Here is a 25,872-nt window from a genome sequence, read left to right on the forward strand (position 1 = left end):
GATGCGGACGTGACGGCGATCCATCAGGCCGGCCTCGCCCTCCTCACGAAAGCGCCTGAGCCATTTGTAGGCGGTGCGGACACTGATTCCTGCGGCTTGTGCTGCATCTTCGACACGTAATCCATCGAGCATGCGCTGCACGAGAAGGGCTCGACCTCGAGGGGTAAGACGGGCATGTTTATGCAAGTTCATCCGGGGCTCCTGGAAGGCTGTGTTGGTCGCGCTTCCAGAATTCCGGGAACGCCCCGGATGAACAACCTACTGAGAGATCACAACCAGGCGTCCCCCCCGCTCCCACGGATACTGCGCTGATGTCCGTTTCTGCCTTGCAGTTACCGCCTCATGCGCACAAAGATCGTGAGCAGGCTCCTAGACCTTGTGCCCATGGCCGCGCGTGCAGCGGCCATGCTTAGATCCGTTCAGACGTCCAAAAACAAGATCCCCGCCGCCAGACCTGCACGAGAGGATGGCCATGCCTGCCCGCACCCTGCTTCTCACCACTGCCGCCATGCTGGCGTTCGCCGGCAACTCGCTGCTCTGCCGCCTGGCCCTGAACACCACCGAGATCGACCCCGCCACGTTCACCAGCCTACGCCTGGCCAGCGGCGCCGTGATGCTGACCCTGTTGCTACGCATGTGCCGCCGCCCGGCCGCGATGGCCGGAAGCTGGCGTGGGGCGACAGCGCTGTTCGTCTACGCCGCAGCGTTTTCATTCGCCTACGTGAGCCTCGATGCAGGCGTTGGCGCGCTGCTGCTGTTCGGTGCCGTGCAGATCAGCATGGTGCTCTGGGGGTGGCGCCAGGGCGAGCGGCCGGGGCCTGTGAGCCTGGCCGGCCTGCTGCTGGCTTTCGCTGGCCTGCTGGCCCTGCTGCTTCCCGGCGCCAGCGCCCCGCCCCTGCCCGGCTCGCTGATGATGCTGATCGCGGGCATCGCCTGGGGCGCCTATTCATTGCTGGGGCGCAGCGCCAGCGATGCACTGGCGGCCACCACCGGCAACTTCGTACGCAGCCTGCCCCTGACTGCACTGCTCAGCCTTGCGCTGCTGCACGCCACGAACTGGGACCTAAGCGGTGTGCTCTACGCCCTGGCGTCCGGTGCCCTGGCCTCCGGGCTTGGCTACGCCATCTGGTACATGGCCATCATCGACCTGAAAGCCATCCAGGCCGCTACCGTGCAACTGAGCGTGCCGATCATCACCGCACTGGCTGGCGGGCTGTTGCTGGGGGAGGCGCTGAGCCTGCGTCTGGGGTTGAGTTCGCTGGCCGTATTGGGTGGCATCGCCTTGGTGCTGGCAGCCAGACAACGCGCGACGGCCTGAGCCGATCGCCCCCGGCTGCGGTCTCAACTGCACGATCAACGTTGCCGGAGAATTGCCATGCGCCCGACACTGCCCCACCTGAGTGCCCTGCTGCTGATTGCCGCGCTGGCCGGCTGTGCATCCTGGGCACCGCGCGATCCGCTGCATATCGACCTGGTCGGGCTGGAGCCGCTGCCGTCGGAAGGGCTGGAGGCGCGTTTCGCCGTGAAGTTGCGGGTGCAGAATCCCAATGAAAGTGCCATCGACTTCAATGGCGTATCGCTCGCCCTGGACATCAACGACCAACCGCTGGCGCGCGGCGTCAGCGACCAGCGCGGTCAGGTGCCGCGCTTTGGGGAGACGGTGATCAGGGTGCCGGTGACCATCTCCGCCTATTCGGTGCTGCGCCAGGCCTGGGGCGCCAGCGCTCATCAACCGGGCCAGAGCCTGCCTTACCAACTGCGCGGCAAGCTCGCCGACGGCCTGTACGGTACCCGCCGCTTCAGCGACAGCGGCCAGCTGACCTGGCCGCCTGAGCCGTCGCCCGTCAGGTAGGCTCGTTTTCCGGCAACACTTCCTTCTCGCCCGGCTCCTTTCCTTCGTTCGAATAATGCTCGATGACCGCGTTGAGCTCGGCGCCGAACAACAGCACCGCACAGGAAATGTGCAGGTACAGGAGGAAGATGATGATCGCGCCAATGCTGCCGTAGGTGGCATTGTAATTGGCGAAGTTCTGCGCGTAATAGGCGAAGCCCACCGAGGCGGCGATCCACACCACCACCGCCAGTACCGAGCCCGGCGTGATGAAGCGGAAGCGTTGCTCCACATCAGGCGCCACGTAGTACACCACTGCCACCACGATCATCAGCAGGAACACCGCCACCGGCAGGCGCAGCAAGTTCCACAAGGTAACCACGATCTGCTCGATGCCAAGCTGATGCGCCAGCCAGTTCATCACCTGCGGGCCGAGCACCATCAGTGCGGCGGCAGTCAGCAGCGCCGCCGCGATCCCGATGGTGTACAGCAGCGACAGCGGGATGCGCTTCCACGGCTTGCGCCCCTCTTTAACGCCATAGGCCTTGTTCATCGCGTCCATGGTCGAGCGCACCGCTGACGAGGCCGTCCACAGCGCTACCACGATACCGATCGAGAACAGCCCGGCTTTCTGGGTCTGCAACTGGTCGATGACCGGGTTGACCAATTCGACCGTGGACAGCGGCAGCAGCAGTTCGGCCTGCTGACGCAGCCAGTCGAAGAACGGCTGCATGTCGAGCAGGCTGATCAGCGCGACCAGAAACAGCAGAAAGGGAAACAGCGAAAAGAACATCTGGAAGGCCAGGGCCGAGGCATAGGTGGGCAACTCGTCGTCAATGAAGTCGGTGACCGTCTTCTTCATCACCTGGAACAGACTGACACCCGGCAACTGGGGAAAAAACATAGCGCCTCCACTGGCTATGGCGGGCCGCTCAACGGCGACCCAGGACTCATCGGCAGATGCAGCGCTCGGCACGGGCCGAACCACCACTCTCGCTTGGAGACAGCGAAGCCGCGATGAGTTCGGGTTATCCGCGCTCGTCTGCACAACCGGCAACAGTCTCGATCCACCTGGCCCTTGCTGCAACGCGACAGAGGCGAATCAGTACCGCCTGACGCCGATCCCCAGCAACGTGTAAAACCCTATATAATCTGCGGCCTTTTCTCCACGGTCTCAGAAGGATACCCCGTGAGCACGCTGCCACCCTGCCCCGCCTGCAACTCCGAATACACCTACGAAGACGGCACCCAACTGGTGTGCCCGGAATGCGCCCACGAATGGTCGGCCACCGACAACGAGGCGACGGGCGATGACGCCAAGGTGATCAAGGACTCGGTCGGCAACGTGCTGCAGGACGGTGACACCATCACGGTGATCAAGGACCTCAAGGTCAAGGGCTCCTCGCTGGTGGTCAAGGTCGGCACCAAGGTCAAGGGTATTCGCCTGGTCGACGGCGATCACGATATCGACTGCAAGATCGATGGCATAGGCGCGATGAAGCTGAAATCGGAATTCGTCAGAAAGGTCTGAATCGGTCGCGCCCTGGCGATGGGCGCCTACTGCACCGGCAGGAAGTTCAGAAATAGCAGGCTGTGGGCGTAATTCACGCCGATACGCCGGTAGCGCTCGTCGAGCACGTCGCTCAAATAATCCAGGCGGGCGACGATCTTGCTGAATTCCACGGCGAAGCTCAGGTTGCGTGCGTCACCGGACAGCTCATTGGAGAGCAGCAACGGCTTGCCCTGGGCGTCGCGCCGCGTGGCCAGCAGCCAGGTGGCCTTCTCGATGTTGCGCGCGGCGTTGTGCACGAACTGCGCGTCGATGGAGTCGGTGAGATAGAACTGGGTCCGCCCGCCGTGGGCGGTGACCACCATGCTGCCGATGGCGTAAATGAAGGCGCCGACCCGGTCGCTCTGGAACTCGGGGCTCAGTGCATAGCTGAGCGCCACGATGTCCTGCCGGCCAGCCAGTGCCGGCGGCGGTCGGCCTTGCTCGATGGCCTGCTGCACCGACTGCGCCGCCACCTCGCGGCTGCCCAGCCCGGTCTTGCGCCACTCCCGCGGGTTGCGCTGGTAGAGCTTGTCCATCAGGCGATAGAGGCTGTTGAGGTTGTTGCGCATGCCGATGGTGGCCAGTCGATCGGAATGGGTCTGGAACAGTTCGCTGGGGCTGGCCGCGGCACTGTTGCTGGTAAAGGCGCCGTTGGCCTGATTGCGTATGCAGCCACTCAGGCTGGTCACCAGCAACACCAACATCATGGCCCGCCAGCAGGCACCACGAAACGACGGATACCCGGCCGTCAGCCTGCGCGAGAGCGCCGTTTCACGAGTTAGAGAGACGTGGGAGTAATCCATTTACTCACGACCCTTCCTTCGGTAGATGGCATAACACTAGCAACTGAATCGCCTTCATGCCCGTTACAGCGTTGGCAACATGTTGCCAACGCCAGCCAACGGCATAGACCCCCGCGCATCCCGTAAAGTTTTCCGAGCGGGGCAAATTAGCCCTACATTGCCCGAGGAAATGCAGGTGCAGGCCCGGCAGCACCCGGGCATTTGCAAACTTTACCCGTTGAGAAAGCTTCTCGATCAGCTTCGAATGCTATGTTCCCTGGCCCTCAGGATTGCGGCATTCGGCTGCGAACCGAACAACCAAGGAGCTCGATCAGGTGAACAAGGCCGCATTGTTTTCTCTTCTGGCGTTGGCACTGGCTGGCTGTAGCCATGACGCCCGACAATCTTCCGCCACCCTCAGCATCAACCAGGCGGGCCAGCAGGTCGAAGTCGCTCGCGATCCCCAGCGAATCGTCAGCTTCGATTACGGCAGCTATGACAGCCTGATCGCCCTGGGCGCCGGCGAGCGGGTGCTGGCCGTACCCGGCAACGTACCGCCGTACCTGGCAGAAAAAGCCGGTCAGACCCAGGACGCCGGCAACATGAAAACGCCGGACATCGACGCTATCGCGGCACTGAAACCGGATCTGATCCTGATCACCGGCCGCCAGGGCGAAAGCCGCCAGGCCTTGCAGGCCCTGGCTCCAACGCTGGACATGGGCATTGGCGGCGACGACTACTTCGCCAGCATCGCCCACAACGCCAGGTTGCTCGGCCAACTGGTCGGCAAGCCGGCTGAGGCGCAGCAGGCGCTGACCGCGCTGCAAGGCAAGGCCGACCAGGCCCGGCAGCAAGTCGCCGCCTCGAAGCAACGCACCCTGGTGCTGACCCACAACGACGGCCGCTTCGCGCCGACCGAACAGGCCCTGATCTATTCCCTGCTGCAGGCGCCACGCGCCCTGCCCGCGCCGACGCCTCAGCCCGTAGGCGCACCTCGCCAGCGGCCGCAGCCGCTGGACGCCGATGCCATCGCCGCGGCCCGGCCTGACGTGATCTTCATCATCGACCGCAGCGCAGCCATTGGCGCCACGCCGCTGGATGTCGCCACCCTGGCCAACTCGCCACTGGCGCGTACGCCGGCGGCACAGGCCAAACGGGTGGTCTACCTCGATCCCGCGCTGTGGTATCTGTCCGGCGGCGGCTTGCAGAGCGTCGACCTGCAGATCGATCAGGTGCTGGCAGCCTATCGCCGATAAAAAACGCCCTCGCAAGAGGGCGTTTTCAGCTCATGGCAGGTCGCGCCCGGGGGTGTTTCAGGCAGTCGTCCGCTGCGAGCGCTTCGGCAGGGTAGCCAGCAGCAGCCCGGCGAAGATCATCGCCCCGCCGAACCAATGGAACAGCTGCAGTGCCTCGCCGAGCAGAACCCAACCCAGGATCGCGGTGAACACCGGCATCAGGTAATTGCCCATCGCCGCGGTGGAGGCGCCCAGCACCTTCACGCCATTGTTCCAGCCCAGGTAGGCGACCAGCGAAGCGAACACTGCCGTGTAGGCGATGGCCGAAAGATTGGCCGGCGTGGCCAGCAGCTGCGCGCCAGTGAACAGCTCGTAGAGGTACAACGGCAGGATCATCGGCATGCCCAGGAGCATGAAGATGCCCAACAGTGCCAGCGGCGGGATTGGCGACAGGTACGCTGACCAGCGCCTGAGCAGCACGGTATAGAGCGCCCAGTCGAGCACCGCCAGCAGCATGATCAGGTCGCCATGGTTGAACGCCATGCCTGCCAGCGTCTGCCAGTCACCCCGGCAGATCAACACCAGCAGCCCGCACACCGCCAACGCCATGCCCCACCAGGCGCGCCGCGCCGGCCAGTCACCGAGTAGCAGACCGGCGAAGATGAACGTCATCAACGGGATGCAGGTGTTGACCAGGGTGATGTTGATCGCCGCCGTGGTTTGCGCCGCGCTGTACAGAAAGGTGTTGTAGCCGGCGATACCGAATGCGGCGATCACCAGCAGGCGCCAACCGGCATGGCGCAGCGCCGCCCGATGGCGCCACAGCGGCAGTGCCACGAAGGGCAACACCAGCACCAGTGCCAGGCTCCAGCGCCAGAACGCCAGGGCGAACGGTGGAATTTCACCAGCGAAAGCACGGGCCACCAGGGCGTTACCCGCCCAGCACAACACCGCTATCAGTACACCGGCGATCGCCAGCTGACGTGAAGGTTTACCCACACTCATGTCTGCGGTGGGCGCAGACGATACTGCTCGGGCAATTGATCGGCAGCGCTGACGGTGACGTCGAGATCCTTCCAGCGACCATCCTTGAGGCCATAGATGCAGCCGTGCACCGCCAGTTGCTGGCCGCGGTGCCAGGCGTTCTGGACGATACTGGTGCGGCTGACGTTGCCCACCTGCTTCATCACGTTCAGTTCGCACAGGCGATCAACACGCGCCTCCTCGTCTTCCAGCATGGCCAGTTGCGCGTGCTGTTCATAGTAGAGGTCGCGGATGTTACGCAGCCAACCATCGATCAGGCCGAATTGCGCATTGTGCATGGCCGCACGCACGCCACCGCAGCCATAGTGGCCGGTGACCAGGATGTGCTTGACCTTGAGCACGTCGACTGCGTACTGGATCACCGACAGGCAGTTGAGGTCGGTGTGCAGCACCACGTTGGCCACATTGCGGTGCACGAACAGCTCGCCAGGCAGCAGGCCGACGATGTCGTTGGCTGGCACGCGAGCATCCGAGCAGCCGATCCACAGGTACTCGGGCGTCTGCTGGCGAGCCAGGCGCGGAAAGAAGTCCGGGTCGTTCTGGGTGATGCTTTCGGCCCAGCGTTCATTGTTGTCGAACAGGTGCTTGAGATCGCTCACGGCGGCGGCTCCCGAGAAAGGTCGATGCGCACCATACGGATGCACTGGCCTTTTTGACAAGGCGATTCGCACCTCGAATGCCCCGTGAATCAGAGGGTTGAAGGCCGAAATGCTGAATCTTTCAGGGCCCGAGGGCGTCCATTGGCTAGGGTCTGTTCCCGTTTCAGCGCGAGCCGCATTGCCGCGAGAAATGGCCTCCGGTTAGGCGCAGGACGCAGGGAATGGACTAGCCGTCCGCGTTCTCCCTTGCCAAGTCCTGCAACGACAGCGGAGGCCATTTCCCGCGCAACCTAGGCGGCCCCACCCGAAGGGCCGGGCCAGTTTTTGTGCGATGCGGCGTTACTCGATGGCTCATTTGGCCCGCCAAACTTCGCATCTGTGTGCCCCACATGGATGTGGGAAATGCCGCAAGCCCGCCTGGAGCGGGCGCGGCCCTTGCCTCGCACAAAAACTGGCTCCGGCGCGGCCGTGCGTGAAACGGGAACAGACCCTAGAGCCAATGAACGATCTGGAGTTCGTCATGACCGACAAGACGCCGCCTGCCAGCCGCCAACCGGCCACCGAACAACCGGCGGAGCCGCCCATTCTGCGCGATGTGGTGGAGCCGTTGGTACCGCGCAAACCGGGCCAGGCCGCTGCGCAGAAAACCGCTAGGCCGCCCGGTAAGCCGATACAAGCGGATGAGCCCGAAGGCGATGGGCGGTCTCACGAGTTTCTCGACAAATACGACCTGAGCCAGGTCGAGGAAGAACGCCGTGAACGGCGCTGGGCGCGCCGCTAACTCATTCCACCAGCGTGCAGGCCATCACCAGCGCGTCTTCGCGGCCGCCCGGCGCAGGGTAGTAATCGCGCCTGCGGCCGATCTCGTTGAAGCCGTAACGCTCGTACAGACGATAGGCCGCCTGATTGCTCGAGCGCACCTCCAGAAAGCACTCGCCGGCCTTGAGCTCGGCGGCGCGGGCCATCAGATGTTCGAGCAGACGCAAGCCCAGGCCGCGGCCCTGGCTCTCCGGCTTGACGGTGATGTTGAGCAGGTGCGCCTCGTCGATGATCACGTTGATCACGCCATGGCCGACCTGCTGGCTGCCTTCGAACATCAGCCAGACTTCGTAGGATTTCAGGCTGTCGAGAAAGATGCCGCGCGTCCACGGATGGCTGAAGGCGGCGTACTCGATCTTCAGTACCGCATCGATATCCGCTTCGGTGGCCCGGCGGAAGCTGATCGCGTCACTCATGCTGAGGCCTCCAGCCAGCGCCGGCGAACGTGCTGCATGGCGTGCCAGAGTTCGCGCTTGCGCTGCGGTTCATCCATCAGTAACTCCAGGCCCGGCAGCGCCCAGGCGAACCCTAGCGCCTCAACCTGCAACTCGCGGTTATAGGCCTCGGCATCGGCGTCACCGGCGAAACGAATGGCCGGCAGGCCGATCAGCCACAGGCAGGCGCAGGGCTCCTGCTCTTCCAGGCGGGCGCCGATGAAGCTCTGCACGAAATCCAGCGCGGCCTGCGGCCCCTGATCCATATTGCCGCGCACCAGCAGCGGCCAGCGCACCGGCTCGCCGATGATCTGCGGGGCATCCGGCAGGCCGGCGGCGCGCAGCAGATCCTTGAGCAGCAGGTAAGCCGGGTCGCGGCTCTGGAACGGCTCGCCGGTGGGCAACTCGACCAGCAGCGCGCAGTTGCCGGCACGCAGCAATTGCAGGGCGAAACGCGGCGGTGGCGTTGGCCTTTCGCGCGGTGTCGGCGCGGCACTGGCCTCTTCGGCGGCAGGCTCGCTGGCCTTGCTCGCGGTACCGGGCTTGGGCACTTCGATGCGCGGTCGCTCACGCGCTACCACCTCGCTGACCACTGGCGCCACGGCCTGTACGGGCTGTTTGGCGTGCGCCGGTGGCGGCGCTACCACTTCCGGTTCCGGCTCGAAAGCGACCAGCAACTCGGGGCGCGATGGCGCGGCGAATGGCAGTTCGACGCGCGGCAGCCAACTGGCCACTTGCATGGCATCCAGATAGGCGCGGCGGCGCAGCTCGGTGTTCAAACGTCAGGTACCTGGCACATCGATTTTCGAGGGCGCTGATTGTCGCGTGAATCGCCTGCTACGGGTAGCCCCAAACGTCAGCCGTGGCTACAGGCCACTGGCTTCGGCCTGCTGTTTGAGCAGGCTGATGAAGGCCTGGGCGGGCGGGCTCAGGTAGCAGGGTTTGCGTTGCAGCACGCCAATGCCACGGGCCGGCGCCATCGGCAACGGATGCACGGACAGGCTGCCATCGCCGTTGAAGGTGTCCGCCACGCTGGCCGGTAGCAACGCATAACCCAGCCCCGCCCGTGCCAGTGCGGCGGCGCTGCTCATGTAGGCGACCTCGAATGCCGGCTCGCGCAGCAAGCCCATGCGTGCCAGGGTCTCATCGGCCATGGTGCGCAGGCTGGTGTCGCGGGTGGTGGCCACGTAATCGAGCGACTGCAGCGCCGACAGCAGCTTCTTGCCGCGCAAACCACTCAGGCCGCGCACCAGCAGCACCAGGCTGTCGTCGTAGAGCGGCTGGAAATCCAGCATGCCCGGCTCATCGGCCACCGAAGTGATGGCGAAGTCCACCGCGGCGTTGCTGACCCACTGACGTATCTCTCCGGCGCGGCCATCGCGCAGGCTGATCTCGATGCCCGGATAACGCTGTCGGTAGTCGACCAGCACCCGCGGCAACGGCTCGATGGCCACCGACGGCAGCACGCCGATGCGCAGCGAACCACTTTGCAGATGCAACTGCTCATGGGCGTCGTGCACCGCGTGGTGCATGTCACGCAGCAGACGCCGAGCCTGCTCGAGAAAGCGCACGCCGGCTTCGGTCAGTTCCACGCTACGGGTGTTGCGCGCGAACAGCGACAGCCCCAACGCCTCTTCCAGCTTGCGCAGGCTGTAGCTCAGCGCCGGCTGGGACAGGTGCACCTGCTCGGCAGCACGGCTGAAACTGCGTTGCTCGGCAATAAGGACGAAGGCCTGAAGCTGGCGGAAGCTGATATCCATGGGCGAACACTTTTATAAAATTGTTTTATCAATTCATATCACATTTCGAATTCACAACTAAATGCAGGCACGGCACGCTCCCAGCAGACCTCGACCTGGATCATAACGATGACAACAGTCCATATCGGTTGCGGGGCAGGCTTCGCCAATGACCGGCCCGATGCCGCCCTGGCGTTGGCGAGCGACCTGGCCGCACGCGACGGCCGCCGCTTCCTGTTCTTCGAACTGCTCGCCGAACGCACCCTGGCCGAAGCGCAGCTGCGCCGCCTGGCCAACCCTGACAGCGGCCACGCCACGCGGCTGTTCGACTTCCTCGAACCGGTGCTGGAGACCTGCCTGGATGCCGGCATCCCGATCATCACCAATGGCGGCGCGGCCAACCCCGGCGCCGCGGCTCGGCGCTTGCGCCAGCAACTGCAGGGCGGGTGTTTCGCCTCCACGCGAATTGCCTGCGTACTCGGTGACGACTTGCTCGAGGGGCGCGACAGCCTGCAAAGCTGGCTGCCCGACGCGCTCGAAGGCGAGGTGGTGTCGGTCAACGTCTACACCGGCGCCGATGGCATCGTTCAGGCGCTTGATGAAGGCGCCGATATCGTGCTCTGCGGCCGCGTCGCTGACCCAAGCCTGGCGGTCGGCCCCTTGCGCCATGCCTTCGGCTGGCAGGCCGAGGACTGGGATCGCATCGCCCTGGCCACCGCAGTGGGCCACCTGCTCGAATGCTGCACCCAGGTCAGCGGCGGCTACTTTGCCCACCCGGGCCTCAAGGATGTGCCGGATCTGGCCAATGTCGGCTGCCCGATCGCCAGCATCGAATCCAACGGCCGCGTGACCATCGGCAAAGCCGCTGGCACCGGCGGCTGCGTCACCGAGCGCACGGTCAAGGAACAGCTGCTCTACGAAGTGCACGACCCGGCCGCCTACCTGACGCCGGACGTGACCCTGGACTTGAGCCAGGCTCGCGTTCGCCAGGTCGGCCCCGACCTCGTCGAAGTCGAAGGCATCCGCGGCCATCCACGCCCCGCCGAGCTCAAGGGCCTGGTCGGCCTGCGCGGCAAGTGGTTCGCCGAGGCAGAAATTTCCTATGCAGGCCCCGGCGCCCTGGCCCGCGCCGCACTCGCCCGTGACGTGCTGCTGCAGCGCTGCGCGCGCCTGGCGCCGCACCTGACGCCGTGGATCGATCTGATCGGCGTCGCCAGCCTGTTCAACGATGCACGCGGCGAGTGGCTGCAACGGCTCCTGGCCAGCACGCCGGATGCGCAGGACGTACGCCTGCGCATCAGCTTCGTCGACCGTGACAAGGCCCTGCTGGAAAACCTGCTGCTCGACGCCGAGTCGCTCTATACCAATGGCCCGGCGGGTGGTGGCGGTGTGCGCCGGCACCTGGCCGAATCCATCGGTACGGCGAGCTTCCTGGTCCCTCGCACCGCGGTGCAGCAACAGGTGGAGTGGTTCTGATGAACGACGTTCTGCTTTGCGACTACGCACACGCACGCGCGGGCGACAAGGGCAACATTCTCAGCGTGGCGGTGTTCGCCTACGAGCCGGCGCACTATGCCTGGCTGGCCCGCGAGCTGACGGCCGAGCGCGTGGCGGCCTGCCTGGCCCACCGCCGCATCGGCACGGTGCGACGCTTCGAGCTGCCGAACCTGGGCGGCTTCAACTTCGTGGTGGAAAACGCCCTGGAAGGCGGTGTGAATGCCAGCCCCGGCATCGATCGCCACGGCAAGAGCCTCAGCTATGCGCTGCTCGACTTGAGGCTGCCCGCCCCCGCCTGAACTCGATCACGTCAGCCCTGCGACTCCAGACAATAATAAAACCGGAGAGATCGTCATGATCACCGCCCTCGGCTTCACCCTGATGTTCGCCATCGTCATCCTGATTCTGATGCGCCGCATCACCCCGCTGGTAGCCTTCGTCACCTTGCCGGTCATCGCCTGCCTGCTGGCCGGTTTCGCCCCCGCGGAAATCGGCAAATTCATAACCGACGGTCTGAAGACCGTGGCGCCGACCGCCACCCTGTTCATCTTCGCCATCCTCTACTTCGGCATCATGCGTGACCGCGGGTTGTTCGACCCGCTGGTGCGCTTCCTGCTCAAAAGCACCAAGGGCCGTCCGCTCGCCGTGGCCATCGTCACCGTGGCGGTGACGGCGGTCACCCACCTGGATGGTATCGGCGCCGCGACTTTTCTGCTGGTGATTCCCGCCCTGCTGCCGCTGTACCTGCGCCTGGGCATGAGCCGGCAGATGCTGCTGTGCCTGGTGGTGCTCAGCGCCGGGGTGATGAACATGGTGCCCTGGGGCGGTACCACCACGCGAGCCGCTGCGGTGTCCGGGCTGGATGCCTCACAGTTGTGGATTTCACTGATCCCGATTCAGGGCATCGGTCTGGTGCTAGTCATGGCCCTGGCGGTATTTCTCGGCCTGCGCGCACAACGCAGCTTCGCAGCCGCCGGTGGGGTGATCACCGAGAGCGAGGTAAGCGACGAACCGCAGGTCGACACCTCGCAAATGCTGCCCACCAGCAACTGGCGCTACTGGGCCAACCTGGCACTGACTGCCGGCATTCTCGCCTGCCTGTTCACCGGTGCCTTCCCGCTGTTCGCTTGTTTCATGGTCGGCCTGGGCATCGCCCTGCTGCTCAACTACCCGAGCCTGGACGACCAGAACAAGGCGCTGCGTGCCCACGCCACGGACGCCATGCAGATGGCTCTGGTGATGCTCGCCGCCGGCATTCTGCTCGGTGTGCTGGCCGGCGCGGGAATGTCCGACGGCATGGCGCACTGGATGATCAACGTGCTGCCCGAGGGCTCGGCCAACTGGATTCACGTGATCATCGGTGCTTTCGGTGTACCGCTGGGCATGCTGTTCTCACCGGACGCCTACTATTTCGCTCTGCTGCCGGTAATTCGCGACGTGGCGGTAGCCGCCGGGGTCGATCCGGCGTCGGTGGCCAGCGCCATGCTGATCGGCGAAAACACTGGCTTCGGCGTCAGCCCGGTGGTGCCCAGCGTGTACCTGGCTATCGGTCTGGCCGGCGTCGAGCTGTACAAGCACATCCGCTACACCGTGCTGTGGGCCTGGGGTATCAGCTTGATCATGCTGGCCTCGGCAGTGGTGCTGGGCGTGGTGACGGTCTGACCGCACCCGTGGCGTGAAACGAAAAAAGATCGCCGAGGCGATCTTTTTTCGCGTGGCCAGGCGTCGCGCTCAGGGTTTGATCGGGAGGATCTCGATCCACAATGCCCCATCGCCGGACTTCGCCTCGCTCACTCGCTCGAGGCTGCCCTCGTCACCAATCCGGTAGCTGCCGATGGTCTGGCTTTTCTCGCCGGTCACCAGTAGCCACTTGCCGTTGGGGAAGAAGGCGATGTTGCGCGGCTGCTTTTCCTGAACCGGGTAATTGCCAAGGAACTTCAGGCTGCCGTCCTTCGTATCGACCTTGAAGGCCGACGCCGAACTGGTGGTACGCTCGGTGATATAAAGCAGCGAACCGTCGGGCGACAGGCGAATATCGGCGGCCCAGATGCGCGGCGTCGGGTCGTCCTTCAGGTCATTGTTGGCGGCGCTGCGCGCCTCACCATGGGCCAGCCCGAGTGATGCGGGAATGCCGCTGGCCTCGCTCACCTGCTTGAGTGCACCGGTCTGCCCATCGATGGCATAACCGGTGACCGTGCGCTCAATGCTGCCATCGAAGCGGCGCGGGCCGGTGAATCCGGGCGCGGCTTCGCCGTGGTGGCCGACGAGGTACGGGCCTTGGCGCACCGCACGCAGAACTCGACCCAGGAAATCGAGCAGATGGTCTCCGGCATGCGCACTGGTGCCAGCCAGGCGCTGACCTCCATGCAGGCCAGTACTCGCCAGGCGCGCGATACCCGCGAGCTGGCTCAGAGCGCGGGCGATGCCTTGAACGAGATCACCAGCGCAATCGGCGAGATGTACGACCGCAACCTGGTGATCGCCAGCGCGGCGGAAGAACAGGCCCAGGTGGCTCGCGAGGTGGACCGCAACCTGGTGAACATTCGCGATCTGTCGGTGCAGTCAGCCACCGGTGCCCATCAGACCAGCGCCTCGAGCCACGAGCTGTCACGCCTGGCAGCCGACCTCAGTCGCCTGGTGGGTCGTTTCAGCGTTTGAACGCAGCGCCCGGAAATGAAAAAAGGATCGCCTCGGCGATCCTTTTTTCCATGGTGAAGCCGCGCAGGCCAGCCTTACAACGACTGATCCCAGGGACGATCACCATGCTCGTCCTTGATGCGCGTGGGCAGGCCCATCACGTCGAGCAGCTTGAGGAACGGCTCGGCCGGCAGTTCTTCGACGTTGACCATACGTGCCGTATCCCACTCGCCACGGGCCACCAGCAGTGCAGCGGCTACCGGCGGTACGCCGGCGGTGTAGGAGATGCCCTGGCTGTCGGTCTCGGCGAAGGCATCTTCGTGATCGGCCACATTGTAGATGAACACTTCGCGGGCCTTGCCATCCTTGGTGCCCTTGACCAGGTCGCCGATGCAGGTCTTGCCGGTATAGCCCGGCGCCAGCGATGACGGATCCGGCAGCACGGCCTTGACCACTTTCAGCGGCACGACTTCCAGGCCTTCGGCGGTTTTCACCGGTTGCTCGCTGAGCAGGCCGAGGCTGTTCAGCACGGTAAACACGTTGATGTAGTGCTCGCCGAAGCTCATCCAGAAACGCACGTTGGGCACGTCCAGGTTCTTGGAGATCGAGTGCACTTCGTCGTGGCCGGTCAGGTACAGGTTCTGCGAACCCACAACCGGCAGGTCGTCGGTGCGCTTGACCTCGAACATGCTGTTGCTCGTCCACTGGGCGTTCTGCCAGCTGTAGACGGTACCGGTGAACTCGCGGAAATTGATTTCCGGATCGAAATTGGTCGCGAAATATTTGCCGTGGCTGCCGGCATTGACGTCGAGGATGTCGATCGACTCGATCTTGTCGAAATGCTGTTGCTGGGCCAGGGCCGCATAGGCGTTGACCACACCCGGGTCGAAACCGACACCGAGAATGGCGGTGATGTTCTTCTGCTGGCATTCCACGAGGTGTTTCCACTCGTAGTTGCCATACCAGGGCGGGGTTTCGCAGATCTTGCCCGGTTCTTCGTGAATGGCGGTGTCCAGGTAGGCCACGCCGGTATCGATGCAGGCACGCAGCACCGACATGTTGAGGAAGGCGGAACCGACGTTGATGACGATTTGCGATTCGGTTTCGCGGATCAGCGCCTTGGTCGCCTCGATATCCAGTGCATTGAGCGAGAAGGCCTGGATGTCGGCGGGTACCTTGAGGCTACCCTTGGCCTTGACGCTGTCGATGATGGCCTGGCATTTGGAGATGTTCCGTGACGCGATGGCAATACGACCGAGTTCGTCGTTGTGCTGCGCGCACTTGTGGGCCACCACCTTGGCGACACCTCCTGCACCAATGATAAGGACGTTCTTCTTCAATTGTTTCACCTCCAGGGTACTGCGCTCGTTGAGAAAGGTGCTGCGGTATTACGACAGGCTCGACAGGTAATCGTCGAAGCCGAATTCACGAACCACCTCGACGCTGCCATCGAGCTGCTTGACCACGATGGCGGGCATCTTCAGGCCGTTGAACCAGTTCTTCTTGACCATGGTGTAACCGGCTGCGTCGACGAACGACAGGCGGTCGCCGATCTGCAGCGGCTTCTCGAACGGGTATTCGCCGAAGATATCGCCGGCCAGACAGGATTTGCCGCACACCATATAGGTGTGTTCACCCTCGCTGGGCGCCAGCTTGGCATTGAGGCGGTAGATCAGCAGGTCGAGCATGTGCGCTTCGATGGAGCTGTCCACCACGGCCAGGTGCTTGCCGTTGTAGAGGGTGTCGAGCACGGTGACTTCCAGCGAAGCGCTGCCGGTGATCGCTGCTTCGCCCGGTTCCAGGTAGACCTGCACACCGTATTTCTCGGAGAAACTCTTCAAACGCGCGCAGAAGGCGTCCAGCGCGTAGCCTTCACCGGTGAAATGGATGCCGCCACCGAGGCTGACCCACTCGACCTTGTGCAGCAGGTGGCCGAAGCGCTCTTCGATATGGCTCAACATCTTGTCGAACAGACCGAAGTCGCCGTTCTCGCAGTTGTTGTGAAACATGAAACCGGAGATCTGCCCGATCACCGCTTCGATCTTTGCCGGGTCCCACTCGCCCAGGCGGCTGAACGGGCGCGCTGGGTCGGCCAGCAGGTAATCCGAGCTGCTGACCTGCGGGTTGACGCGCAAGCCGCGTACCTTGCCTGCGGACTGCTCGGCAAAGCGCTCGAGCTGGCCGATGGAGTTGAAGATGATCTTGTCGCAGTTGGCGAGCATCTCCTCGATCTCGTCGTCGGCCCAGGCCACGCTGTAGGCGTGGGTTTCGCCTTCGAACTTCTGGCGGCCGAGCTTGAGCTCGTACAGCGAGCTGGAGGTGGTGCCGTCCATGTACTGCTGCATCAGGTCGAAGACCGACCAGGTAGCGAAGCATTTGAGAGCCAGCAGCGCCTTGGCACCGGAGTGTTCGCGCACGTAGGCGATCTTCTCCATGTTGCCCAACAGCTTCTGTTTGTCGATGAGGTAGTACGGCGTTTTGATCATTGCGCAGTCCGTAATAAAGGTCGGCCAACAGGAGCCCGCCAGCCTCCTGAAAAAAGCGGACGCGAATTGTGCCGACAACGGCCACAGATCGAAAGGCCGTTGGGCATATTTTGTCCATATCGGGGCATTTCGACGCATTACCCGGCCCGACTGCCGCCGAGCATGCCGCGCGCGGATGACGCCTGCGTGACAATGCAGGGGCGGGTCTGTTTCCCGTACAATCGGCGTTTTTCGCAAGCGAGCGACCGTCCCGCGATGATCGACCCCAAACGCGTATTGCGCGCACTCGCCGAGCACTGGGCCCTGCTCGAACCGCTCGGTGAACGCTTCGATGCCGGCACCCTGAGCCTGGTGGAGCTGCGCAACCAGCTGACCGCCCAGTTACCGCCGCAAAGCACGGCGGTGGATGTCACCGCCCTGCTCGACCAGTGGATCCGCCTGGACATCCTGGTGCCGGTGGCCAAGAGCCCCAACCGTTTCGAGCTCAATGCGCAGATCCACGACTTCCTGTCGTACCTGCGCCGCGAGCACCGCCTCGGCCTGTGCCTGGAGATCGAAGCCTACCTGCGCCACCTCGAGCGCCTGGCCGGCTACATCCAGGACGCCTTCGAAGTGCGCGACGGCAACGACCTGGCTCGCCAGTTGCGCCTGCTCGACATGCGTGTACGCGACGTCCTCAAGAAGCTGGGCAACGACGAACAGGCGCTGATCGGCGTGGCCGAGCGGGCCAAGACCAGCGACCGGCAGATTCCCCTGCGTCAGCGTTACGCCGAAGTGCTGGCCACCTGGGACGAATACGTCGAACCGATGATCCAGCTGGTCGCCGCCGACGGCGCCTTCGAGCAAGGCGTGCGCCGCGTCGAGCAGGTGCTGCTCAAGCTGCTCGGCGAACAGCAGCGCCTGGGCCAACTGGTCGACGACGACCTGCTGCTGCGCACCCACGCACGCATCCTGGAAATGCAAACCCACGCCCAGCTGACCCTGCGCAAGGCCCGTGAATTGCTGCTGCCGCTGCGCGAAGAAGCGCGCCGGCACAACGCCGTGACCCGTGGTGCAGCGCTGGCCCTGTCGGTGATCCGCAAGAAAGGCATCGACGCCGTGCCGCAGGCCGCCATGCCGCTGTTCACCCGGCCGCAGAGCAACTTCCTGGGCAGCGCCTCCCAGGTCGAGGCCTACGTCTATGCCCTGGCGCGTTTCGAGGCCAAGCCCAACCACTTCCCGAAAGCCACCGGCAAGCGCAAGGGTGACAACCCGCGTGCGCCGAAAACTGCCCGGGAGATGATCGACCGTTGCGAGCAGTCGCTGCCGCTACCGGATCTGATGACCTGGCTGCTGGAGCAGGAGCCCGAAGGCGCCACCGACGAGCTGCTGTACTGGTTCTCGCGCCTGTCACGCGAGTCGCGCTTCCAGCGTGACCGCCTGGAGCGCCAGACCTACCTGACCCGCGAGCATGAGATCAGCATCAGCTCCTATGCCCTGGTGGGCCGCCCCAGTGCCTGAATCCCTCGTAGGGTGGGCAACCCTTTGCTTGCCCACCAATGGACACCTCGAACTCTCGTCAGGAACCCCGATTGCCGTGGTCCCCGATACGACTGCCCATGAGCACCGCACATGAATATCGACCTGAAAGAAATGACCCAGCTCGCGGCCGCGTTCCGCGACCTGTTCAAGGGCTATCACATCTCGCGTAGCGAGCCGGAGTGCTACGCCCAGCTGTCCAGCATGCAGGATCAGTATCGCGCGCTGTTTCGCGCCCTCGGCTTCGAGCTGGTCTGCGACCCGCGGGGTTTCTACTATTTCGTACCCGAGCAGGCCGCGCCCCAGGTCAACAAGACCGCCCAGCGTCTGGCGCTGTTCACCTTCATCCTGGTCGAGCATCTGGCCGACCAGGGTCGTGACCCACTCTCCGTGCTCGACGGCGGCACCATCGGCCGCGACGAGCTGCCGGCACTGCTCGACAAGTACCGCGACCTGTTCCTGCAGGCCGAAGTCACTACCCATGAAGAGCTCGAAGACAAGGTCATCCGCCGCCTGACCCAGCTTGGCTTCGCCGAGGACAGTAACGGCGTGTACCGTTTCCTGCCGCCGATGCACCGCTTCCTCGACGTGTGCCTGGCAGTGCAGCACGATCGCGACCTGGCCGCCAGCCTGCGCAGCACCGATCTGCCGCTGCCGGCACCGGTATTGATCGACGACGACAGTGGCGACCCGATCATCACCCTCGACGACGCTGCAGAAGAATCCGAAGAAGACGCCATGGCCCGCGCCATGGCCGAAGAGCGCGCCGCACAGGAGCAAGACGCATGACCCAGGAACGCTACGGCATCCGCCGCTTCGCCCTGCTCAACACCGCCGGTTACAGCCTTGGCCTGTTCCCGCTGGAAAACCCGCTGTCGGTGTACGGCGCCAACAACCTCGGCAAATCGGCGTCGATCAACGCGCTGCAGTTCCCGATCCTGGCGCGGATGTCTGACATGAGCTTCGGCAAGTACAGCCTGGAGCAGTCGCGCAAGTTCTACTTCGCCACCGACACCAGCTACATCCTCGTCGAAGTCGCCCTGCCCCACGGACCTCATGTGATCGGCGTGGCCGGCCGCGGCCCGGGCGGCGGTTTCGGCCACCAGTTCTTCGCCTACCAGGGCGAGCTGGACCTGGATCACTACCAGCACAACGGCACCTGCCTGCGCCAACGCGAGCTGTTCAAGAACCTCGGCCAGGCCGGCATCACCGCCTACGAACTCAAGCCCGACGAACTGCGTCGCCTGCTGGTCGGCGGCCACACCAGCATTCCGCTGGACCTGACCCTGATCCCGCTGCGCTCGACCAGCGAGCAGAGCCTGAAGACCTTCCGCGCCCTGTTCATCAACCTCCTGCACATGCGCGAGATCACCGCGGCGAAGCTCAAGCAGTTGTTCCTCGATGCCTTCGAGCACAGCCTGCGTTCGGGCAGCGTCGATTACATCGCCGCCACCGAGGAAGCCTTCCGCGACGTGCGCCGCATGGAACAGGACTACCAGGCGCTGGTCACCGCCGGCCCGTTGATCGAAGCCCTGGCGTCCGGCGTCACCCAGCGCGAACAGTTGCGCGGCAAGCTGCATCGCCTCTCGCCACTGCTCGACAACCTGCTGGGCACCTGGCACGACTACGCTGATGCCCGCAAGGAAGAGCTGGTCATCCAGGCCGAGCATTATCGTAACGAGCAGGACAGCCTGCAGAACGATCAACGCGGCGGCACTCAGGAACTGATGCGCATGGAGCGCGAGATCAGCGAGATCCAGCGCTGGCTGGGCGAGCTGGCGGTACTGAAGAACCGTTTTGCCCTGGTCGACGACGTCAAGGTACTGGAAGCCCAGCTGCTGGCCGCCAAGGACGCTCACGACGAGCTGGCCGGCGCCCTGGCGCAGTCCCGTCAGTTCTCCAGCGAAGACCTTGACGAACGCCTGCGCGATCTGGAAAAACGCCTCAAGTCGGTCAAGCAGCAGCTCGACCACGCCGACAACAACAGCTACTCGCGCCTGCGCGAAGAGTTCTCCCAGGCCGATGTCGATCGCCTCATGCGCCTGTTCAACGGCCAGCTGTTCAGCCTGCCGCTAGGCGAGAAAGGTATCCAGCTCGACGACGGCGACCTGTGGGTGAAATCCCTGGAAGCCATCCTCGACGGCTTCAAGGGCGAGCGCTTCCAGGTGCCCGGCCTGGATATCGACCTGTCCCACATCGAGCCACCGGCCCTGCAGGCCCTGGCCGACCGCGCCGCCCTGCGCGACCAGAAGGATCGTCTCGACCGCGAGCTAAAGCAGCTCAAGACCCAGCAATCGGTCGCCGCCGACCGCGCCGCCAGCAAGGCCCAGGCCGAGCAGCTGTACCAGGCGGTACTGGATGCCCAGAAGGCCCTGGAAGACTTCCGCAAGAGCCAGACCCTGGCCGCCGAGGAGCCGCAGAAGCTGGAGAAACTCGCCCAGCTGGAAGCCGCCCAGGATGAGCTCAAGCGCGCCAGTGACGCCTTCACCGAACGCGTCCAGCAACTGTCAGCCAAGCTGCAACTGGTCGGCCGGCAGATCGCCGACCTGGAGGCCAAGGAGCGCACCCTCGAAGATGCCCTGCGCCGTCGCCAGCTGCTGCCCGCCGACCTGCCGTTCGGTACGCCGTACATGGAGCCGGTCGACGACTCCCTGGACAACCTGCTGCCGCTGCTCAACGACTACCAGGACACCTGGCAGGGCCTGCAGCGCGTAGACGGGCAGATCGAGGCGCTGTACGCCCAGGTGCGCCTGAAGGGCGTCGCCAAGTTCGACAGCGAAGACGACATGGAGCGCCGCTTGCAACTGCTGGTCAACGCCTACGCGCACCGTCAGGACGAAGCCCTGACGCTCGCCAAGGCGCGCCGCGCAGCGGTCACCGACATTGCCCGTACCCTGCGCAACATCCGCAGCGACTACGACAACCTCGAGCACCAGTTGGCGCTGTTCAACCGCGAGATCAACAAGCGCCAGGTCTCCAACCTGCAGAGTTTCCGCATCGTGCTGGCACCGAACAAGGAAGCCCTGCGGCATATCGACCAGATCATCCACAGCGCCGGCCAGTACGAGGAAGGCGAAACCCTGTCGGTGTTCGACCTGACCCAGAACGCCGAGCAGGACGCCAAGAACGAAGAAGCCAAGGACTACCTGTCGCGCCTGGTCGCCGCCAACGGCAACCAGTTGGGCCTCAAGGATCTGTTCGAGCTGGCCTTCGAGATCACCAAGGTGCACGGCCAGCCGGTGATCCACACCGACATCGATGGCGCCGCCTCCAACGGCACCACGATGACCATCAAGGCGCTGACCAACATGTACCTGCTGCTGCACCTGATGGACCGCGACCTGGCCGGCCGGGTACGCCTGCCCTACTACCTCGACGAGGCGGCGGACATCGACGAGCGCAACCAGCAGGCGCTGATCGAAACCAGCCTGCAGCTCGGCTTCGTACCGATCCTCGCCTCGGTGAAACCCCAGGTCTCGGCCACCGTGGCCATCGACCTGGAAGGCGGCAGCGGCCCGAACGGCATCTACATCGACGAAGCGGACTGGAAGTACATCAAGCGCCGCGAGCAGGCTGCAACGCCTGCCAGCAGTGAACAGGATGCGGCCGAACCGGCGTGATCCTGTCCCTGTAACGTAAAAGGCCCGCGGAGTACGCGGGCCTTTTCGTTTCACTGCATTGGAAAGCTTATGAGCTAGCGCCCGGTTGTCTTCATCACTTGGGCAAGGCGATTTTAGGCGCCCACTGCAACCACTCCGGCTGCGGCTCATCGAACAGCGCGAAGGTCTGCCCGGGTCGTGCCGCATTGCCGGTCGGATCAGGCGTGGCGAAGGCCACGCCGCCGGCGACCAGCGTCTCCACCGACTCGGTCCGCACCTGCACGCCCTTGAACAAACCGAAATCGACACCGAACCCGGAGCTGTTCCAGAAGCGGCTACCCGTATGTACCAACCCGGCATAGCGAGGCTCGATCAGGATGTGGATCAGCACGCGGTCGGCGGTGGCGCCCAGCTCGTACCCCGTGACCTTGCCGACCTGTATTTCGCGGTAGGTGACGGGTGAGTCGGCTTTCAACGAGCCACGCCGCGGAGCGCTGAGCACAAGCCGCAAGCCTGGCTCTTCGACCACCTGCTCGGGCGCCTGCTTGAGCGCCACGAAATCGGTCTGTCGACCGCTGCCCTGGTTCGACGGCTGCACTTCGATGTACTGCCCGCCAATCAGGGTATCCAGATTGGAGGCGCCGGTCAGGCCGATCTCGGGCTTGACCACCCAAAAGCGCGAACCGGGGCGCAGCACCTGCTGCGCAGCGGTAGTGATGCGGCCATGCAGCATCACCGCCTGCAGGTCGCCAGTCAGCTCGACCCGCTCGATCTTGCCGATCTGCAGGCCCTTGTAACGAATCTCGGTGCCAGGCGAGAGCCCGTCGCCACGCTCCACCCGAATGCTCAGCGCATCACCGCTCTTCAATGAGGCCTCGCGATCGGCATGGAGATCGAAGCGCAGCACACGCTTGGCATCGGCGGGCGCCTTGAGGTCATCGGTCTCGAAAGCGATGCCGCCGGACATCAGGGTCTGCAGCGACTCGCTCTTGACCTCGATGCCGGACAACCCGCCCTTGAGGGTGATGCCACTGACATTCCAGAAGCGCGTGGTGCGGTTCACCAACCCGGCATACTCGGGCTCGATATGCACACCTAAAACCACCTGTTTGTTGTCGCGGGAAAGCTGGAAGCTCTGCACCGAGCCGACCTTCATCTGCCGGTAGAGAATCGGGCTGCCGACATCCACCGAACCGAGCGTGTCACTGAACAGCACCAGGTGCAGACCTTCAGCACCAAGATCCAGCGGCGGCGCCTTGGCGCGGGCGACGAAATCACGACGTGGTGGCCCGCCCAGCTCGCCCGGGCGAATGGCGATGTAGTTACCCTTGACCAGCGCCTCCAGCCCGGTGATGCCGGCCAGGGAAATCGACGGTTTGACCACCCAGAACTGGCTGCCTTCAACCAGATAGTCTTCGGCCAGCGGATCCATGGCCAGCTCGGCGGTGGCGCTCTTCAGATCCGGGTCGACCTTGAGATTCTTCAACAGACCGGCCTGAATGCCCTTGTACATGACCGGCGTGCGCCCGGCCTGCAGGCCCTCGAAATCGGTGAGTTTGACCATTGCCTTGATACCGGCCTGGGCGGCGTCGAAGTCTTCATAGAGGCGGAACGGTTTACTGGGATCGGTCGGCGGGCTGTCCTTGCGGTGCTCCGGCGTGGCGAAAGCGATACCACCGGCCACGATGCTGGCCAGGGACTCGCTACGCACTTTCACCCCGGAGAAATCCGCGTCGACACTGATGCCGCTGGCGTTCCAGAAGCGCGTGTGCTTGCGCACCAGATGAGCATAGGCGGGCTCGATGAATACCTTCACTTCCACCGAAGCCTGATCGTCGGCGAGCTTGTAGTCCTTCACACGCCCCACCTGGATCTGCTTGAAGAACACTGGGCTGTCACGGTTCAGCGACCCCAGTCGTTCGGCCTTGAGGGTCAGGTGCAAGCCGGGCTGTTCGTCGGACAGCGGTGGCGCCTGGGCCAGGGCCTTGAAATCGTAAGCCGGCTCGCCAGCGCCGGGGCTGAAGGCAATGTAATTACCGGATACCAGCGTCTCCAGCCCCGTGATACCGGCCAGGCTCACGCTGGGTTTGACCAGCCAGAAACGAGTCCCCTTACGCAGTTGATGCTCGATGTCCTTGTTCATCTCCAGCGTGGCGATGACGCCGCGCTGCTTGTCGCTCTTGTCCAGCGTCAGGCTGGTGACCTTGCCGACCGACATGCCCTTGAAGACCACTTCGGTCTTGCCGGCCTCGATACCTTCACCGCTGGCGAAGACCACCTGGATCTCGATGCCGGCTTCGCTGTAGGCACGCCAGGCCAGCCAGCCGCCGATCAGCAGCGCAATCAGTGGCAATACCCATATCGCAGACCAGTTGGAGGCCGGACGCGTCCTGGCGGTGGGCAGATCATTCATGGTCGTCATCCGATTCCGTGTTATCCCAAATCAACCGTGGGTCGAAGGTCAGTGCTGCCAGCATGGTCAGGATCACCACGCTGGCGAAAGCCACCGCTCCCACACCCGGTTCGACGCTGGCCAGGCTGCCGAACCGCACCACCGCCACGAGAATAGCGATGACGAAGATATCCAGCATGGACCAGCGCCCGATCCATTCGATGAAGCGGTACATCAAGATGCGCTGCCGGGCCGACATCGGCTGATGGCGCTGCACCGAATACAGCAGAAGACCGATGCCGACCAGCTTGAAGGTCGGCACCAGAATGCTAGCGACGAACACCACGATGGCGATCGGCAGCATACCGTTGTCGACCAGCGTAATGACGCCGGACATGATGGTGTCCGGTGCTCCCTTGCCGAAGGAATTGACTGTCATGATCGGCAGCACGTTCGCGGGAATATAGAGAATCGCCGCTGTGATGAGCAGCGCCCAGGTACGTACCAGGCTGTTGGGGCGACGCTCGTGTATACGACCGCCGCAACGCGAGCAGAACTGTCGCTCCAGCTCAGGCTGGTGAGGATTGAGCTGGTGGCATTCATGGCAGATGATCAGGCCAGCATCAATGGCGCGCATGGGCGTCCTCCCCGGCCAGTGCTTCCCAGATCTGGTGGGGTGACATGGTCACCTCCAGCCACACCTGCACCAACAACAGCGCAATGAAACAGAACAGTCCAAAGCCGACGGATAACTCAGCGATATCCGCCAGCTTGACGATGGAAACCAGAATGCCGATCAGATAAACCTCGAGCATGCCCCACTCGCGCATATGGTGATAAATGCGGTACAGCAGAAACCCATAACCCCGGCCAACCTTCAGGCAGATGCTCAACAGCACCAGCAACTGACAAAGCAGCTTGAGCAACGGCACCGCCATGCTGCACAGAAACACCACCAAGGCGATGCTTTGCATACCGGCGTCATACAGCCCCAGCACGCCGCTCCACACCGTGTCATGGGACGTCTGTCCAAGCATGGTCATCTGCATGATCGGCTGAAAGTTGGCGGGGATGTACAGAAGCAGCGCCGCAAGCACCAAGGCCAGGCTACGGCGTATCACCTGAGGACGATGACTGTAGAGTTCATAGCCACAACGCGGGCACTCGACGCGCTCGCCATCGGCTATCTCCGGCCGACGCATCAGCAGATCGCATTCGTGGCAGGCGACCAGCTCCGTCAGAGGTACTTCAGCTAATGACTGTTGAGCGGCCGACTCGGGCATGGGGGGAGTTCTCGAAAATACCGACCATTCTAAATGAGACCCTGAAAGCAACCCACAGTTATACCGATTATCTGGGCGACAAACATTACCCGAGTATTGCGTCGCCAACCGCTCTGCTCTGATACCGCCATTTATTCCGCGATGTCGTATATGAGCAGCAGATAGTTGAGCGGCCCATTCTCGCCGTGCGCTCCCCGGGTTACGCCTGCGGCTAACCCAGGCTACGAGAGTTCTATACGCACCCTAGGGTGGAAGCCGCTCCCCCCTTCCCCCACAAACTCACTTCCGTAGCCTGCGGTTGAGCGAAGCGATACCCAGGTCAGGGTGTGGCATATGTGTGCCCGGTGGGCGCCGCCGAACGTTGAGCCGCTGATTTTCGCCGCCCGAAAAGACGAAACCCCAGACCTCTGTCGAGATCTGGGGTT

The 25,872-nt window shown here is 63.8% G+C and carries 24 protein-coding genes and 2 pseudogenes; 12 read left to right on the top strand and 14 right to left on the bottom strand.

The window, feature by feature from the left end; translation table 11 throughout:
* A partial coding sequence (locus BVH03_RS13670; RefSeq protein WP_143485964.1) for a leucine zipper domain-containing protein occupies positions 1–192 on the bottom strand: 192 nt, incomplete at its 3' end.
* A gap of 280 nt (positions 193–472) precedes the next feature.
* Here BVH03_RS13670 and BVH03_RS13675 point away from each other — a divergent pair.
* The gene (locus BVH03_RS13675; protein WP_075961684.1) at positions 473–1,318 is read left to right on the top strand and encodes a DMT family transporter; all 846 of its coding nucleotides are present in this window, start codon (positions 473–475) and stop codon (positions 1,316–1,318) included.
* A 57-nt stretch (positions 1,319–1,375) separates the two neighbouring features.
* The gene (locus BVH03_RS13680) at positions 1,376–1,852 is read left to right on the top strand and encodes an LEA type 2 family protein (protein ID WP_075961685.1); all 477 of its coding nucleotides are present in this window, start codon (positions 1,376–1,378) and stop codon (positions 1,850–1,852) included.
* On the opposite strand, the gene BVH03_RS13685 is transcribed toward BVH03_RS13680, so the two are convergent.
* Positions 1,845–2,735, bottom strand: a complete 891-nt coding sequence (locus BVH03_RS13685) for a YihY/virulence factor BrkB family protein (RefSeq protein WP_075961686.1) — start codon at positions 2,733–2,735, stop codon at positions 1,845–1,847. The genes BVH03_RS13680 and BVH03_RS13685 overlap by 8 nt on opposite strands.
* Before the next feature lie 285 nt (positions 2,736–3,020).
* On the opposite strand from BVH03_RS13685, the gene BVH03_RS13690 reads away from it, so the two are divergent.
* Positions 3,021–3,362, top strand: a complete 342-nt coding sequence (locus BVH03_RS13690) for a zinc ribbon domain-containing protein YjdM (protein ID WP_075961687.1) — start codon at positions 3,021–3,023, stop codon at positions 3,360–3,362.
* 26 nt (positions 3,363–3,388) lie between these two features.
* Here BVH03_RS13690 and BVH03_RS13695 read toward each other — a convergent pair whose 3' ends face one another.
* On the bottom strand, positions 3,389–4,090 hold the full coding sequence (locus BVH03_RS13695; RefSeq protein WP_371915356.1) for a hypothetical protein: 702 nt from the start codon (positions 4,088–4,090) through the stop codon (positions 3,389–3,391).
* Between the two features lie 410 nt (positions 4,091–4,500).
* Here BVH03_RS13695 and BVH03_RS13700 point away from each other — a divergent pair, with 410 nt between their 5' ends.
* Entirely contained in the window at positions 4,501–5,421 is a 921-nt protein-coding gene (locus BVH03_RS13700) for an ABC transporter substrate-binding protein (protein WP_168175615.1), read from the top strand.
* Between the two features lie 57 nt (positions 5,422–5,478).
* Here BVH03_RS13700 and BVH03_RS13705 read toward each other — a convergent pair whose 3' ends face one another.
* On the bottom strand, positions 5,479–6,405 hold the full coding sequence (locus tag BVH03_RS13705) for a DMT family transporter (protein ID WP_075961689.1): 927 nt from the start codon (positions 6,403–6,405) through the stop codon (positions 5,479–5,481).
* Positions 6,402–7,043 carry a carbonate dehydratase gene (gene can, locus BVH03_RS13710; RefSeq protein ID WP_075961690.1) on the bottom strand — a complete coding sequence of 214 codons (642 nt, stop codon included), beginning with the start codon at positions 7,041–7,043 and terminating at the stop codon, positions 6,402–6,404. Before can ends, BVH03_RS13705 begins: the two co-directional genes overlap by 4 nt.
* Positions 7,044–7,563: 520 nt before the next feature.
* On the opposite strand from can, the gene BVH03_RS13715 reads away from it, so the two are divergent.
* Entirely contained in the window at positions 7,564–7,824 is a 261-nt protein-coding gene (locus BVH03_RS13715) for a hypothetical protein (protein WP_143485961.1), read from the top strand.
* Position 7,825: 1 nt separating this feature from the next.
* Here BVH03_RS13715 and rimI read toward each other — a convergent pair whose 3' ends face one another.
* From rimI to BVH03_RS13730, 3 genes are all read right to left on the bottom strand, one after another.
* Positions 7,826–8,278 (bottom strand): ribosomal protein S18-alanine N-acetyltransferase, encoded by a 453-nt coding sequence (gene rimI / locus BVH03_RS13720; protein ID WP_013789993.1) that lies wholly within the window; start codon positions 8,276–8,278, stop codon positions 7,826–7,828.
* The gene (locus BVH03_RS13725) at positions 8,275–9,036 is read right to left on the bottom strand and encodes an energy transducer TonB (protein ID WP_075961706.1); all 762 of its coding nucleotides are present in this window, start codon (positions 9,034–9,036) and stop codon (positions 8,275–8,277) included. The genes rimI and BVH03_RS13725 overlap by 4 nt, the downstream gene beginning before the upstream one ends.
* Positions 9,037–9,162: 126 nt before the next feature.
* Positions 9,163–10,056 (bottom strand): LysR family transcriptional regulator, encoded by an 894-nt coding sequence (locus BVH03_RS13730; protein WP_075961692.1) that lies wholly within the window; start codon positions 10,054–10,056, stop codon positions 9,163–9,165.
* Positions 10,057–10,164: 108 nt separating this feature from the next.
* Between BVH03_RS13730 and BVH03_RS13735 the strand changes: the two genes are divergently transcribed.
* From BVH03_RS13735 to BVH03_RS13745, 3 genes are read left to right on the top strand one after another with little or no spacing between them, the layout of a single operon-like run.
* Positions 10,165–11,511 carry an acyclic terpene utilization AtuA family protein gene (locus BVH03_RS13735; RefSeq protein WP_075961693.1) on the top strand — a complete coding sequence of 449 codons (1,347 nt, stop codon included), beginning with the start codon at positions 10,165–10,167 and terminating at the stop codon, positions 11,509–11,511.
* Positions 11,511–11,831, top strand: coding sequence for a hypothetical protein (locus BVH03_RS13740; RefSeq protein ID WP_075961694.1), 321 nt, complete (start codon positions 11,511–11,513; stop codon positions 11,829–11,831). The genes BVH03_RS13735 and BVH03_RS13740 overlap by 1 nt, the downstream gene beginning before the upstream one ends.
* Before the next feature lie 55 nt (positions 11,832–11,886).
* Entirely contained in the window at positions 11,887–13,194 is a 1,308-nt protein-coding gene (locus BVH03_RS13745; RefSeq protein WP_075961695.1) for a CitMHS family transporter, read from the top strand.
* Positions 13,195–13,263: 69 nt separating this feature from the next.
* Here BVH03_RS13745 and BVH03_RS13750 read toward each other — a convergent pair.
* A pseudogene (locus tag BVH03_RS13750) lies at positions 13,264–13,797 on the bottom strand (lactonase family protein); the annotation flags it as partial.
* Here BVH03_RS13750 and BVH03_RS13755 point away from each other — a divergent pair.
* Positions 13,729–14,190 (top strand): annotated as a pseudogene (locus BVH03_RS13755) (methyl-accepting chemotaxis protein); the annotation flags it as partial. The pseudogenes BVH03_RS13750 and BVH03_RS13755 overlap by 69 nt on opposite strands.
* A 74-nt stretch (positions 14,191–14,264) precedes the next feature.
* On the opposite strand, the gene BVH03_RS13760 reads toward BVH03_RS13755, so the two are convergent.
* The gene (locus BVH03_RS13760; RefSeq protein ID WP_075961696.1) at positions 14,265–15,509 is read right to left on the bottom strand and encodes a saccharopine dehydrogenase family protein; all 1,245 of its coding nucleotides are present in this window, start codon (positions 15,507–15,509) and stop codon (positions 14,265–14,267) included.
* Between the two features lie 48 nt (positions 15,510–15,557).
* Positions 15,558–16,655: a carboxynorspermidine decarboxylase gene (locus tag BVH03_RS13765; protein WP_075961697.1), complete on the bottom strand. Its 1,098-nt coding sequence runs from the start codon at positions 16,653–16,655 to the stop codon at positions 15,558–15,560.
* A 255-nt stretch (positions 16,656–16,910) separates the two neighbouring features.
* On the opposite strand from BVH03_RS13765, the gene mksB reads away from it, so the two are divergent.
* The 3 genes from mksB to mksF all read left to right on the top strand — a co-directional run bounded on the left by mksB (position 16,911) and on the right by mksF (position 21,793).
* Entirely contained in the window at positions 16,911–18,155 is a 1,245-nt protein-coding gene (gene mksB / locus BVH03_RS13770) for an Mks condensin complex protein MksB (protein ID WP_075961698.1), read from the top strand.
* Positions 18,156–18,266: 111 nt separating this feature from the next.
* Complete coding sequence (gene mksE, locus BVH03_RS13775) at positions 18,267–18,962, top strand: Mks condensin complex protein MksE (RefSeq protein ID WP_075961699.1); 696 nt, start codon at positions 18,267–18,269, stop codon at positions 18,960–18,962.
* A complete protein-coding gene (gene mksF / locus BVH03_RS13780; protein WP_075961700.1) occupies positions 18,959–21,793 on the top strand; it encodes an Mks condensin complex protein MksF in 2,835 nt (944 codons plus the stop codon). Before mksE ends, mksF begins: the two co-directional genes overlap by 4 nt.
* A gap of 94 nt (positions 21,794–21,887) precedes the next feature.
* Here mksF and BVH03_RS13785 read toward each other — a convergent pair whose 3' ends face one another.
* The 3 genes from BVH03_RS13785 to BVH03_RS13795 are packed head-to-tail and all read right to left on the bottom strand — an operon-like array spanning position 21,888 to position 25,447.
* A complete protein-coding gene (locus BVH03_RS13785; protein WP_075961701.1) occupies positions 21,888–24,185 on the bottom strand; it encodes a PqiB family protein in 2,298 nt (765 codons plus the stop codon).
* On the bottom strand, positions 24,178–24,801 hold the full coding sequence (locus BVH03_RS13790) for a paraquat-inducible protein A (RefSeq protein WP_075961702.1): 624 nt from the start codon (positions 24,799–24,801) through the stop codon (positions 24,178–24,180). The genes BVH03_RS13785 and BVH03_RS13790 overlap by 8 nt, the downstream gene beginning before the upstream one ends.
* Positions 24,788–25,447, bottom strand: coding sequence for a paraquat-inducible protein A (locus tag BVH03_RS13795; RefSeq protein WP_075961703.1), 660 nt, complete (start codon positions 25,445–25,447; stop codon positions 24,788–24,790). The genes BVH03_RS13790 and BVH03_RS13795 overlap by 14 nt, the downstream gene beginning before the upstream one ends.
* Between the last annotated feature and the right edge of the window lie 425 nt (positions 25,448–25,872).

The organism is Pseudomonas sp. PA15(2017) (assembly GCF_001945395.1).
GTDB lineage: Bacteria > Pseudomonadota > Gammaproteobacteria > Pseudomonadales > Pseudomonadaceae > Aquipseudomonas.